Below are 12,558 nucleotides of genomic sequence, written 5' to 3' on the forward strand. Positions count from 1 at the left end.
GGGAAATGAAAATGAAATCATATTATAAAATATCACTCGTATTCGTAGCATTAGCAGCAATTCTTGTCACAGGATGTGGAAAAAACAATGTGGTCTCAACCAATGCATCGAATAATGCTTCAACGTCTGAGGGTACAGTTCAATCTGAGCAGAAATTGAAGGTCGTGACATCCTTTTATCCGATGTATGAATTTAGTAAACAGGTAGCAGGGGATCATGCAGAAGTGGTTGTTCTTGTTCCAACAGGAACAGAACCCCATGACTGGGAACCAAGTGCGAAAGATATGGCACTCGTATCGGATGCAGATATTTTTGTATATAACGGGATTGTTGAGGAATGGGCAGATAAGGCACTAGAGAGTGCTTCTAATGATAAACGTATTGTGGTTGAAGCAAGCCATGGTATTGATCTGATGGAAGGCGAAGCTCATGACCACGGAGATGGTGAAGAAGCACATGAACATGAGGAAGGAGAAGTCCATGCGGATGAGGAAGCCCATGATCATGAAGAGGGAGAAGTCCATACTCATGAAGAAGCACATGAACATGAGCATATCCTAGACCCACATGTGTGGTTGAGTCCAGTCCTAGCTCAGAAACAAGTAACTGCAATACTTGATGCGTTTGTCAAAGCTGATCCTGCTAATGAAGAAGACTATAGGAAAAATGCAGAGGCATATATAGCACAGCTTCAACAACTAGATGAAGAATTCGAAGCGGGGTTAAAGGATATTAAGTCAAAAGAATTTGTCACTCAACACGCAGCATTTGGATATTTAGCTAAGGAGTATGGATTAACACAAGTTGCGATTGCAGGTCTTTCTCCTGAAGAAGAACCATCTCCGGATAAGATGGTAGATATCGTAAAATTTGCGAAAGAACATAACGTAACAACGATATTCTTCGAAACACTAGCAGATCCCAAAGTAGCAGATACAATAGCTAAAGAGATGGGTGTAAGGACAGATGTTCTGAACCCGATTGAAGGGTTAACGAAAGACGAAACAGATGAACAAATGGATTATATTTCAGTGATGAAGAAGAATCTTGAGGGTCTGATTATTGCTTTAAATGGGTAGATTCCCCACGGTCGTATGCAATAATCATCACTCATTGCTAAATAAGGTTTGTCTTTCCAGATCTAAAAGCAGTGTCTTCATTTCTAATCCGCCACGATAGCCGGTTAATGATCCATTCTTTCCTACTACACGATGACATGGCACGGTGATTAATACTGGATTAGCCCCAATCGCCGCCCCTACAGCCCGAACAGCTGCTGGTTTATTTATCTCATTTGCAATGTCGGAATAGGACTTAGTCTGCCCGTATGGAATTTCACAAAGTGCGTTCCAGACTGCGAGCTGGAACGCTGTTCCATTGTATTCAAATGGAACAGTAAAAGTTTTTCGTTTTCCTTCTAGATACTGGGTGATTTCAATCGCATAGGGTTCAAGCTTTGCATCATCTGCAACAAGGGGACTTCCCGTAAAGCGTTTCTTAGCCCATTCGGACAATTCCTCGAATGGTTTGTTCTGTGAACCGACAAATACAAGTCCCTTAGATGTTGAAGCTATATAAATATTCAACTCATTAAACTTTAGCAAAGACCAATATAGTGTTGGTTTATTCTTTGATTCCATGTTACAATTCCTCCATTTTACTCATTTGACGAAGCCGACGATATTGTGCTGGTGTATGTCCGGTTTTCTTTTTAAACAAAGTAATAAAATAGGGCGTGTTAGGTATACCTACACAAATGGAGATTTCCGCAAGAGCTTTATTTGTTTGAATTAAATATTTTTTAGCCGTGTTTACTCTTACTTGTTGTATATACTCAACTGGCGTGATGCCTTTAATTTTTTTAAACGTTCGATGCATATGATAGGGACTCCCATGAGCAATAGTTGCTAACGTTTCTAGAGTTAATTTTTCTGTGTAATTCTTATCAATGTATTCAGTGATAAGAGCAACCCACTCACTATCTGGCAGTTTCTCATTAGTAGGCTTGCAACGTTTACAAGGGCGAAAGTTTGCATTGAGAGCTTGTTCTGCTATTAGAAAAATACGTACATTTTCCTTTTTCGGAACGCGAGATTTGCATGACGGTTTACAGAAGATCCCCGTGGTCCTTACAGCATAGAAAAATTGATTATTGTACGAAGTATCATTGTCAATAATTGCTTGCCATTTTTCATTTGTCATCATGTCCACATCATTCAAAATTCCATGATTATGACTCTCTTGAAATCCATTACTGATACTATACGGCATTAATTCACCTCTCCTTACATTATATCCTTTATTATCTCAGAACGAATGATTCTAGGGATGAAACAGCAAGATAACAAAATTAATCAAGATTATTATATGATAAAGTATAAACAAGAGGTGGATGAAAAAATGACATGGTATGAAGTCAATGATGATATCATTATTACATTACCTGAAGAGTTTGACATGAATGCTAACCTAGGCTATCTAACAAGGGAAAAAAATGAATGTATGTATGGAATCGAGAACGGCATCATTACAAGAGTCATAGCCATTGGGGAAATTCGGTCCTTGGTACAGGTAAGAGTAATCGATAATAAACAAATGGTTATTCAGTTCTTAAATGATTCCAGACCTAATGAAGAGTGGCAGCGGGAAGAGATTGTAAAATATATTCGTGAATGGTTTGATCTTGATAACGATTTAACCCCATTTTATGAATTGGCAAAAGCAGATCCATTACTTAAAATGCCTGTTGAAAAATTCTATGGATTGCGAGTCGTCGGCATTCCCGACTTATTTGAAGCTTTATGTTGGGGAGTTTTAGGACAACAAATTAACTTAGCGTTTGCTTACACATTAAAGAAGCAATTTGTAGAAGGATTTGGTGATTCCATCGAATGGAATGGTAAAAAGTATTGGGTATTCCCATCGTACAAACGAATTGCACAGTTAACACCTACCGACTTAGCAGATATTAAAATGACGGTAAAAAAAAGTGAATATATCATTGGAATTGCCAGATTAATGGAAAGTGGAGAATTATCAAAGGGAAAATTAATGGAAATGAACTTTAAAGATGCTGAAAAAGACTTAATAAAAATACGAGGAATTGGTCCTTGGACAGCTAATTATGTTCTAATGCGCTGCCTTCGGTTTGGGGCTGCCTTTCCAATCGATGACGTGGGTCTTATAAATTCGATTAAAATTTTACGTTATATGGACCGTAAGCCTACGAAAGATGAAATCTTAGAATTATCAATTCCATGGAAGAACTGGGAATCATACGCTACCTTTTATTTATGGCGTGTCCTTTACTAAATAATTACAATTTGATCTGGAATGTATTTATTAAAAAAAAGAGGCAGAACCACCCTGACCTACGGTCCTTAAGCCACCTGAACGTCAGGAATGTGGATTGTATTATAACCTCAATTTAAAACACAAAATAAAAACTAAATAAGAACACTTGTACGTAGATGTAAATAAAGGTAAAATATAACTCACATTAATAATAACAGCAAGAGAAAGTAAAAAAACCACCCTAAGATTTGAGGCAGAGGTGGGTTTTGTTCCTACGACTTAGAGGGGAATAAACCATCCAAGCCAATTGTATTGACCAAGTGTTAGCGTACTTGGTCTTTATTAAATATATATTAACATATTAGAAAAGATGTATCAAAGCACTAAATTTATTAACTAATTTAAACAGTTACTCCTGCCATAGCAGTGAATCGAAATTAGTCTTGGGTATTATCCCTTCTTCAAATGCCCGATTAAGTAATGCCTTAATCGCACCGTAACCATCTTCACCTAAATTTGCACTGAATTCATTTACATATAAATCTATATGGGCTTGTGCAACATCAGGAGACAGCTCTTGGGAGTGCTCTAGAACGTAATCTTGTGATTCATTCGGATGATCCCAAGCATATGTAACAGATTGTCGGATCCATTGTGATATCTGATTTAGATCCAAGGATTTTCGAGCAATAATTGCTCCTAATGGAATAGGGAGATGTGTATCTTCTTCCCACCAATTGCCTAAATCGGTCATGAGTTGTAAACCATACTCCGGATAGGTAAAACGTGCTTCATGAATAACAAGTCCAGCATCAATTAAGCCATCACGTACGGCAGGCATGATCTGGTCGAATGGCATAACAATAATCTCACCGATGTTACCGGGGATGTTCTGTGATGCCCATAAACGGAACAATAAATAGGCAGTAGAAGTCTCACTGGGCACAGCAACACGACGTCCTGCTAGTGATGCCGGATCATTCGTGATCTCATTCCTCCCAGATGTAAGAACTAACGGGCCACAACCCCTTCCAAGTGCACCTCCACAGGGTAGTAACGCATACTCTTCAGATACCCAGGGTAATGCCCCGTAAGATATTTTTAGAATGTCTGGGCCATCACTTCCTTGTGCAAGATGGTTTGTGATATCGATATCTGCGTATGTCACATCTAATTTGGGAGCCCCAGCAATTAAGCCATGTACCCATGCATGGAATATAAAAGTGTCATTCGGACACGGAGAAAAGGTGATCTTCATGTTAGTACCTCCAGTAGTATTGAGCTTGCGGCTTCTAGCGCCTCAAAAGCTTCTTTCATCTTCCAAGCAGCCCGATCACGAGGACCCACAGCATTGGATATGGTTCGGACCTCTAAGATTGGAATATTATGAATTTGTGCTGCAATAGCTACACCATAACCTTCCATCGCCTCGGCAGTAGCCCCAGGTACACGTTTCTGCAGTTCCATTGCACTCTCTGATGTACCTGTCACTGTTGAAACGGTAAGAACAGGTCCCGTATGAACAGATAAACCGGTATGATGAAGTGCTTCTTCTAATTGTGTGACTAGTGTAGAGTCTACTTGAACACGCGAAGATCCAAAGCCTAGTTCATCTACGCTACAGAAACCTTCCGCTGTCTCTGCTCCTAAATCTGCTGCAATAATCTCATTGGCTATAACGATTGAGCCAAGCTCTGCTTGTCCAATAAATCCGCCACCAATGCCTGCACTGATGACTAGACAATAATCCTCTGAACTAAGTATTGTTGCTGTATTTGCAGCCGCGGCTGGTGAACCAACTCCAGCTAATCGAACATCAAAAAGATTCGATCCTCGAATCCCTCTAATTACGGCATCTCTTTCCGCGGAGACTGCAGTCATGACAAGTATACGTTTCTTGGATAGTTTCTGATTCTCATTGCTCAATGAACACACCTCACTTAATTCCACATTATTCATGAATAATAATCATAACGATTCATTCTGTCAGTATATGGTTGCATCTAAATAGGTTTGCGTAATTATGAAATTGATTCATTGTAAACATCATTATGTACATAACTCCTATATATAAAGGTACAGCGAACTGAATTAGAAGTAAAGAGGAAGGAAACCTTCCTTGAAGAAGACAAGATAATCGTTGGAGAATAAGCATATAAGAAGAATTGGGTGAATACACTTGTTCCATTACGTGATCTTGGCAGAAACCTTGGACAAGGAGTTGACAGGTAGTATGAACATTCAAGAAAATTCAAACATTTCTATACTGGGCATAGGAACAGCTCTTCCTAACCATCGATTTGAACAGGGAGAAGTATTAGAGAAACTAGAGGAAGCATTACAGAATTCCCCAAATTCTGTGAGATGGGCAAAGCGAATTTTCAAACAATGTGGCGTTGCAACGAGATATACATGTGAGCCTAACCTTATTGCACATGGCTCGGGAAGTCGTTATCTACCAACTGAAGGATCGGAGGATATTCCTTCCACCGCAGAACGTATGAGTATATATAAGAGAGAATCGGTTCCTTTAGGAGTTCAAGCGGCGAAAGCTGCCTTACTAGATGCTCAACTCGATGGCTCAGAGATTACACATCTAATCACGGTTAGTTGCACAGGTCAATTTCTCCCGGGACTGGATGCTATTCTTGTTAAAACTTTGGAATTATCTCCTCGAGTAAATCGCATTCCATTAACCTTTCAAGGTTGTGCTGCTGGGTTGAAAGCCATTCAATTGGCACGTACGTTGGTGGAGGGACAATCTAGCAGACAAATATTAATTGTTTGTGTTGAATTATGTACACTTCACTTCCAGCCTTCAAGTGATCGGGAGGCTTTATTTGGTGCGTCTTTCTTCGGTGATGGGGCTTCGGCATGTGTTATTGGGATAACGGATCAACTTAAAAACAATCATGGTTTATTCCAATTAGGAGAGGGTCATTCGGTTCTACTTCCAAACTGCAGCGAAGAAATGATATGGGAAGTGGGGGATTATGGATTCGACCTGTATCTATCAACGAACATCCCAAAATTATTAGGTCAGTATCTAGCTGGGGAAATGGAATCGCTCTATAGAGAAGAACCTTCACCTTACTTATGGGCTATTCATCCTGGAGGTCGAGGAATTGTTGACGTTGTACAGCAAATGTTTGAGCTAAGTCATCAACAGGTTCATTATAGTCGAAGTATTCTACATGACTATGGTAATCTATCATCAGCTACCATTCTGTTTGTTTTACAAGCAATGCGTGAGGATCTTCATAGGAAGCAATCGGATACATCAAGTGGTGTCGCACTAGCATTTGGTCCCGGACTTACTTCAGAATTGATGAAGTTTACGTATCTACCTTCAACTACTGTACAAGACGGGATGTCCTAACATGTCTATCGTTAAAAAGTTAAAGAAAAGAGCAGAAGAACCTGAGCTCATGGATGATTTCAGTATGGGTGGGGATGAACTTCACGAAGCATTACGAGATTTGAGACTGCTGAATCAAATATTTGGAGCTTCGAGTCCAACGATTTATGGAATTCAAAGACTCTGGATTCTAGCGAACAGCCCTAAACATTTATCTATTCTTGATGTGGGAGCAGGTTCAGGAGATGTGAATAGACATGTTCTTAGGTGGGCAGATAAGAAAGGGATTTCGATATCCATCCAACTTGTGGATGTTACAGTAGAGGCTTGCGAAGAAGCACAACAATTTTTCCATGATGAACCCCGAGTTAAAGTCGAATTAGTTGATGTGAAGAATCTTCCAGAGTTATGTGTTGATATTGTTACTGGTTCTCAATTTATTCATCATTTCATAGGGTATGAGCTTCATACGATCGTATCTCATATGCATAAAGCAGCCAAAATTGGTGTTGTAATTAATGATATTCATAGGCAATGGGTTCCTTGGATGGCCGTATGGCTTGTTAGTAGAGTCGTATCCAGTAATCGATATATTCATCATGATGGCCCCTTATCTGTAGCTAAAGGGTTCCGTGCTGAGGATTGGATCGAGTTGAGAGAGAAGCTTGGTATCCCCCAACTGATCTATTCATGGCGACCTCTGTTTCGCTATGCAGTTGTGATTCCACAGAATGAATTATTGGGAAGAGAGGATAAGAAGTAGATGGATGAGATATTGGATGCGCTTGTTATTGGAGGGGGAATTGCAGGTAGCAGTCTTGCTAAGGAATTAGCAACTTTAGGATGGAGTACTGTTTTATTAGATCGCAAAGAGTTCCCACGTCATAAAGCATGTGGTGAATTTCTTTCTCCAGAATCACAAGAGATGCTAAGTAAACTTGGATTAAATGCCCTTATGGAATCGTTACAGCCTGAGATCATTTCAAGAGCTAGACTGATATTTGAGAATGGTGGAACAGTAGAGATCCCATTATTAGGTCGGGCAAAGGGTATAAGTCGATATACACTAGATGCTGCTCTTCACGAAGCTATTATTCATGTAGGTGGAGTGGTTCGTACAGGAATGAACGTGCAATCGATTAAGCAAGTTGATAAAGGATATGTGGTTATGGTGAAAAAGAATGGAAAAATGGAATCTCTTTATGCTCGAACGGTATTTGCAGCATGGGGTTCGCATCGTCATGATAGCATATTCGATGATCCTTACATATTGGAGCCAAGTAAAACGTCATATGTGGGTATTAAATCTCATTATTCGGGGATCGAGCATGAACCTGTGACTGAGTTATATTTCGTAAAAGGTGGGTATATTGGGATTTCTCCCATTGAAGGAGGTCATTATAACGTAGCTGCTCTGTTGGATAAAAAAGTTGTGAAGGGTAGCGGGACTACAGTTCCTACTATGCTTGATGCTGCTTCAAAAGCCAATCCTCTACTTGTGGAAAGAATGAGAAATGCAGGTGCAATTGAAGGAACCCAGACCTCCATTGCACCAGTACATTTGTCTCACGAAGCATTGGCTTGGCATGTCATTCCACACGTAGGAGATGCAGCCGTCGTTATTCCACCACTCTGTGGAGATGGGATGTCCATTGCGTTACGTTCATCGATGATTTGTTGTACACTTGCCGATCGTTATCTCCGAGGAGAAATTTCTCTTACTTATTGGGAAAAAGAATACACGCGCGCGGTTCGACATGAATTCAGAGGTCTAATCCGACGTGGGAGACTTGCACATTATTTATGTTCAATGCCTAGTGTGACGCGATGGTTCCCGAAGGTGGTCAAACTCTACCCACCTTTGGGCGAATATCTCGTAAAGGCAACGCGATTAAAGCCTCTAAGAGTGCAAAAAACTATCCCCTAGAATCTATCACGATAGGGACAGCATCAATCCAAGATTGCTAATGAACAGATGATTGCTCAATCTTGTTCAATAAATATTTTACTGAATTGATGACAACATCAGGTCTATGGTTCTGAATAGAGTGCCAACTATCTTCTACGATAATGTGTTGGGTAATTTCAGTCAGATGCAATAAATCCTCCTGACTCTTTTTCCAATCCTCCGGTTGTTTCCCAGCACTCAGCACGATAACAGGTAAGTCATTTCTCAACGGCTGTGCTTGTTCTAATTGGACGCTACTTTCTTTTGTATGCAGATATTCCGAATAAGCGGACTTATAAGCAGTAGTTCGATATCCCAAAGCTTGAACTTTTTTCTGCATATCAATGGGAAGTCGTTTAGATCCGATGTGCATTTTTAACAAACGAGGAATCGCAATGGGAGATAACAAATAACCGAGCCTAATAGTTTTCAAATACTGCTTGTGTTGCTGTCTTCGGGCTTGATTATTTGGATTATGTAAGTATCTATTCTCATGTGTGGAATCCACGAGAACCAGACCTATTACTTCTTCCGGATAAGTCACAGCGAATAATCTCATGATCATTCCACCATAAGAGTGACCCACAAGCAAGAACGGTGGCTTTCTATCGATTTTAGTCAACAACAAGTGCAAATCATCGACATATTGTTGGCAGGTTGGTGATGTAGGTGAAGGAGTACTCCAGCCAAATCCGGCACGGTCATAAGAAATAACTGTCGCCATTTCAGCTAGTTCAGATTGAACTTGGCACCAATCTAATGAGCAACCACCCATCCCTGATTCTAAAATTATGGTGGGCTTGCCTTGACCAGTCACATTTGCATGAATTAAATGTTGATCGAGCTGAACCATTTGTCCAATAGGTTTGTACTGATAAGACTGATATCTAGATGATGCCAACTGAAATAAGGACAATGGAAAAGCGAATATAGATAGTGCCTTACGAATGAATTGATCTTGAAAAGATATCATTGGTTTAACCACCCCTTCATCCATTAAAAGGTAAAACCAAGATGATATAAATAGAAACTTTTTTGGATATTTTTCCTATTTATAATTAGGTGATTCTTTGCTCGTTCTTTATTTGTTATGATAGAGTAGATATGGGATTATTTCCTAAATATTTTGTGAATCAAGAAAAGACTAAGGGAGAAGATGTGAATGAAAACAATTGGATTAATTGGTGGAATGAGTTGGGAGTCGTCTGCGGAATATTACCGTTTAATGAATGAACTGGTTAAAAAACGTCTTGGAGGGCTACATTCTGCGAAATGCATCTTATATAGTGTGGACTTTGCCGAAATTGAACTATGCCAACATGAGGGAAGATGGGTAGATGCTGCTGACATACTTGTACAAGCTGCACAATGTCTTGAAAGTGCAGGAGCTGACGCAATAGTCCTCTGTACAAATACGATGCACCGGCTTGCCAATGAAATTAAGAGTCAGGTGCATATTCCATTTCTACACATCGCTCATGCTGCCGTTGAGGAGATTCAATTAAAGGGAATCAAGAAGGTTGGTCTGCTTGGTACAAGATATACGATGGAACAGGAATTTTATCGGGGGGAAATTGAAAAGAACGGGATTGAAGTTGTCGTACCTGATAAGCATGGCCGAGAAGTTGTCCATAAAGTGATATATGAAGAATTATGCAAAGGACAAATCATCCCCAATTCTCGAGATCTATATATGCGGATTATGAATCAAATGGTTGTAGATGGGGCTGAAGGCATTATTCTCGGGTGTACGGAGATCACTTTACTTATTAAGCCGGAGCATGCTACAGTTCCGATATTCGATACTACTTTTTTACATGCAAATAAAGCTGTGGATTTCTCAATAACGACGGAAGATATCTTAGCATCTCATTCTTATTGAACATTGAATGAGATGCTAGATCATGGTTAGGTTGTTTGTTTCCATTTATTCTCCACACCTTGCGGAATATAATTCTCCATTTGCTGGATGAGATCCTTCGGATCGCTTGAGCTAACGAATAAGTTACGATTAGTTTCGTTAGAGAACCCTGCTTGAATACTGTGATTAACCAAATTCAGCAGGGGATCATAGTAACCATTAACATTTAATATCCCAATTGGTTTGTTGTGTATTCCAATCTGTGACCAACACAGAACCTCGAATAATTCTTCATACGTTCCAAATCCACCAGGTAAAGCTATAAATCCATCTGCTAATTTACCCATCGTAGCTTTACGTTCATGCATACCTTCTACTTCAATGAATTGCGTTAGTTTCAGATGAGCGATTTCGCTACTAAATAGGCCTCTGGGCATAACACCAGTCGCTTCACCACCATTTGTAAGAACAGTATTCGCAATCTCACCCATCAATCCCATGTTCGATCCACCATAGACTAGGCGATAATCTCGTTGTGCCATATAAAGGCCTAATTCAGCAGCTTTTAACTGATATTCTGGGTGATTTCCGAGATTGGAGCCTGCAAATACACAAATTGTCTTCATTCTATTCACTCCAAACGATATGAGATTCATTTTATTTAATTATTATACAGAAGAAGTTCGCTATAAATGTTAAATTTGCGTAATCCACTGAAACATTCGGTCAACCGCGGTAAGATGAGCCTGCTGTGGAAGGTGATGGTCGCAACCATCATATTGATGAAATTCAGTAGTAACGCCCAATTCAACAAGTTTATTATACATATTTTGCCCTTGACTGAAATCTACTTGGGTATCTTGGTTTCCGTGCATAATAAGTACAGGGCATTTGATTTTGTCAGCCAGATAGATTGGAGAACGTATTTGAAAAGATTCTGGTGTTTTATTTGGTGAGCCACCAATGACTCGTTTCAACATTTTACGAAGATCAATCCTTTCCTCATAAGTTTGCGCAAGGTCGGATACACCAGCCCACAGGATTAATTTATGAACTTCAGAGACTTGTGTTGCCGTTTGTGTTGCATTGATCGATCCTCGTGAAAATCCCATAATTGAAATACGCTTCTCATCCACAAAAGGAAGGTTAGCTAGAAGATGATAAGCAGATAGAACATCTTCCTGATCACTTCCTCCGAATTCATCGCGACCTTCGCTACCTTCATTACCTCGATAAGTAGGAGCAAAAATAATATGTTCAAAATTCGAAAATTCCTCGATCCACGTTGTTTTGACTCGTCCTACATTTCCAATACCTCCCCGACAATAGATGAATACAGGCCATTGTTGAGAACGAAGATCTCTCGATTCAGGTTGAATAGAGCTAGCAACTTCCGTAATTGTAAGCTCTGTTGAGCCATAAAATTGTCCAATTAAGGACTCTAAGTCGGAGGTAGGAAGATGGTACCCATAAGGAAGGCTAAGATATCCTTTTACCTTTAATCCATCGGATAAATATGTGACGTGAAAGATCATATGTGTTATCTGCTCCTAATTATGAGTTGGGTTAGTTAGGGTTAGAGTATACCCGCACATTTTCGTTGTCGTCAATGGTCGCTAATATGACATCTCTGATTTCAGAATAAGTAGGTCCTATCTTTGTTGAGAGCCAGTTAAGGTCTTTCCCGAATTCTCTAAGAAGGGAAACGTTGGCTTTACCTTCTATGATAATGGGTCTTATCAGAGTGAATGGTTGTGTCGCTATATTCATATCTATTGGTGTGACCGGTTGGTATTGTGTATCAATGAACACGGATATGGTTCCTCCTGGTTTGCTTTGGACAGGTTATGAAATTGGATCTGTCCATTCTTGACAAGAGTGATCGGCGATGGATCGAGATATCGTCTGAATAAGGGCCATTTCAGGCTCAACCAAGTCGCAGCTATATATAAAATGATTAAAGCGACAGTAGTAATCATTGAGCCTTTCAGGCCTAATTGCTCATCTGAAAGGGGATGGGCAATTATATTGATGAGCGTCATGGCGATAATGAAATCGAGGAACCTTAATTGAGAAATGGAACGCTGTCCCATTATT

The 12,558-nt window shown here is 39.8% G+C and carries 14 protein-coding genes; 6 read left to right on the forward strand and 8 right to left on the reverse strand.

The features are described 5' to 3' along the window. Positions 1-11 precede the first annotated feature (11 nt). The gene (locus LPB68_RS20795; protein ID WP_068655386.1) at positions 12-1,079 is read left to right on the forward strand and encodes a metal ABC transporter substrate-binding protein; all 1,068 of its coding nucleotides are present in this window, start codon (positions 12-14) and stop codon (positions 1,077-1,079) included. A gap of 27 nt (positions 1,080-1,106) precedes the next feature. On the opposite strand, the gene adaB is transcribed toward LPB68_RS20795, so the two are convergent. Then, entirely contained in the window at positions 1,107-1,640 is a 534-nt protein-coding gene (adaB, locus tag LPB68_RS20800; protein WP_068655384.1) for a methylated-DNA--[protein]-cysteine S-methyltransferase, read from the reverse strand. A gap of 1 nt (position 1,641) precedes the next feature. After that, positions 1,642-2,271: a bifunctional transcriptional activator/DNA repair enzyme AdaA gene (locus LPB68_RS20805; RefSeq protein WP_068655382.1), complete on the reverse strand. Its 630-nt coding sequence runs from the start codon at positions 2,269-2,271 to the stop codon at positions 1,642-1,644. A gap of 129 nt (positions 2,272-2,400) precedes the next feature. Between LPB68_RS20805 and LPB68_RS20810 the strand changes: the two genes are divergently transcribed. Further along, on the forward strand, positions 2,401-3,312 hold the full coding sequence (locus tag LPB68_RS20810; protein WP_068655380.1) for a DNA glycosylase: 912 nt from the start codon (positions 2,401-2,403) through the stop codon (positions 3,310-3,312). Between the two features lie 391 nt (positions 3,313-3,703). Here the strand turns inward: LPB68_RS20810 and LPB68_RS20815 are convergent, their stop codons facing one another. Then, positions 3,704-4,552: a 1,4-dihydroxy-6-naphtoate synthase gene (locus LPB68_RS20815; protein ID WP_068655378.1), complete on the reverse strand. Its 849-nt coding sequence runs from the start codon at positions 4,550-4,552 to the stop codon at positions 3,704-3,706. After that, positions 4,549-5,253 (reverse strand): futalosine hydrolase, encoded by a 705-nt coding sequence (locus tag LPB68_RS20820; RefSeq protein ID WP_082865593.1) that lies wholly within the window; start codon positions 5,251-5,253, stop codon positions 4,549-4,551. Before LPB68_RS20820 ends, LPB68_RS20815 begins: the two co-directional genes overlap by 4 nt. Before the next feature lie 274 nt (positions 5,254-5,527). Between LPB68_RS20820 and LPB68_RS20825 the strand changes: the two genes are divergently transcribed. From LPB68_RS20825 to LPB68_RS20835, 3 genes are read left to right on the forward strand one after another with little or no spacing between them, the layout of a single operon-like run. After that, complete coding sequence (locus tag LPB68_RS20825) at positions 5,528-6,673, forward strand: type III polyketide synthase (protein ID WP_068655376.1); 1,146 nt, start codon at positions 5,528-5,530, stop codon at positions 6,671-6,673. A 1-nt stretch (position 6,674) separates the two neighbouring features. Then, positions 6,675-7,415: a methyltransferase domain-containing protein gene (locus LPB68_RS20830; RefSeq protein WP_068655373.1), complete on the forward strand. Its 741-nt coding sequence runs from the start codon at positions 6,675-6,677 to the stop codon at positions 7,413-7,415. Beyond that, complete coding sequence (locus LPB68_RS20835) at positions 7,416-8,579, forward strand: NAD(P)/FAD-dependent oxidoreductase (protein ID WP_068655371.1); 1,164 nt, start codon at positions 7,416-7,418, stop codon at positions 8,577-8,579. 37 nt (positions 8,580-8,616) lie between these two features. Here the strand turns inward: LPB68_RS20835 and LPB68_RS20840 are convergent, their stop codons facing one another. Continuing rightward, positions 8,617-9,573, reverse strand: coding sequence for an alpha/beta fold hydrolase (locus LPB68_RS20840; protein ID WP_068655369.1), 957 nt, complete (start codon positions 9,571-9,573; stop codon positions 8,617-8,619). A gap of 189 nt (positions 9,574-9,762) precedes the next feature. Between LPB68_RS20840 and LPB68_RS20845 the strand changes: the two genes are divergently transcribed. Further along, positions 9,763-10,482, forward strand: coding sequence for an aspartate/glutamate racemase family protein (locus LPB68_RS20845; RefSeq protein ID WP_068655367.1), 720 nt, complete (start codon positions 9,763-9,765; stop codon positions 10,480-10,482). Positions 10,483-10,508: 26 nt separating this feature from the next. Here LPB68_RS20845 and LPB68_RS20850 read toward each other — a convergent pair whose 3' ends face one another. The 3 genes from LPB68_RS20850 to LPB68_RS23505 form a co-directional block, all read right to left on the reverse strand. Next, the gene (locus tag LPB68_RS20850) at positions 10,509-11,087 is read right to left on the reverse strand and encodes an LOG family protein (RefSeq protein WP_068655365.1); all 579 of its coding nucleotides are present in this window, start codon (positions 11,085-11,087) and stop codon (positions 10,509-10,511) included. 69 nt (positions 11,088-11,156) lie between these two features. Then, entirely contained in the window at positions 11,157-11,996 is an 840-nt protein-coding gene (locus tag LPB68_RS20855) for an alpha/beta hydrolase family protein (RefSeq protein WP_068655363.1), read from the reverse strand. A gap of 31 nt (positions 11,997-12,027) precedes the next feature. Further along, complete coding sequence (locus tag LPB68_RS23505; protein ID WP_082865592.1) at positions 12,028-12,273, reverse strand: DUF421 domain-containing protein; 246 nt, start codon at positions 12,271-12,273, stop codon at positions 12,028-12,030. Positions 12,274-12,558 lie beyond the last annotated feature (285 nt).

It is taken from the genome of Paenibacillus crassostreae (assembly GCF_001857945.1).
GTDB classification, from domain to species: domain Bacteria; phylum Bacillota; class Bacilli; order Paenibacillales; family Paenibacillaceae; genus Paenibacillus_AQ; species Paenibacillus_AQ crassostreae.

What these genes read in the sequence shown, in the direction of transcription:
- LPB68_RS20825 (WP_068655376.1), top strand. Translation starts at nt 5,528, where the DNA reads ATGAACATTCAAGAAAATTCAAACATTTCTATACTGGGCATAGGAACA.
- LPB68_RS20820 (WP_082865593.1), bottom strand. Translation starts at nt 5,253, where the DNA reads ATGAATAATGTGGAATTAAGTGAGGTGTGTTCATTGAGCAATGAGAAT.
- LPB68_RS20855 (WP_068655363.1), bottom strand. Translation starts at nt 11,996, where the DNA reads ATGATCTTTCACGTCACATATTTATCCGATGGATTAAAGGTAAAAGGA.
- LPB68_RS20835 (WP_068655371.1), top strand. Translation starts at nt 7,416, where the DNA reads ATGGATGAGATATTGGATGCGCTTGTTATTGGAGGGGGAATTGCAGGT.
- LPB68_RS20845 (WP_068655367.1), top strand. Translation starts at nt 9,763, where the DNA reads ATGAAAACAATTGGATTAATTGGTGGAATGAGTTGGGAGTCGTCTGCG.
- LPB68_RS20840 (WP_068655369.1), bottom strand. Translation starts at nt 9,573, where the DNA reads ATGATATCTTTTCAAGATCAATTCATTCGTAAGGCACTATCTATATTC.
- LPB68_RS20830 (WP_068655373.1), top strand. Translation starts at nt 6,675, where the DNA reads ATGTCTATCGTTAAAAAGTTAAAGAAAAGAGCAGAAGAACCTGAGCTC.
- LPB68_RS20805 (WP_068655382.1), bottom strand. Translation starts at nt 2,271, where the DNA reads ATGCCGTATAGTATCAGTAATGGATTTCAAGAGAGTCATAATCATGGA.
- LPB68_RS20795 (WP_068655386.1), top strand. Translation starts at nt 12, where the DNA reads ATGAAATCATATTATAAAATATCACTCGTATTCGTAGCATTAGCAGCA.
- LPB68_RS20815 (WP_068655378.1), bottom strand. Translation starts at nt 4,552, where the DNA reads ATGAAGATCACCTTTTCTCCGTGTCCGAATGACACTTTTATATTCCAT.
- LPB68_RS20810 (WP_068655380.1), top strand. Translation starts at nt 2,401, where the DNA reads ATGACATGGTATGAAGTCAATGATGATATCATTATTACATTACCTGAA.
- LPB68_RS20850 (WP_068655365.1), bottom strand. Translation starts at nt 11,087, where the DNA reads ATGAAGACAATTTGTGTATTTGCAGGCTCCAATCTCGGAAATCACCCA.
- adaB (WP_068655384.1), bottom strand. Translation starts at nt 1,640, where the DNA reads ATGGAATCAAAGAATAAACCAACACTATATTGGTCTTTGCTAAAGTTT.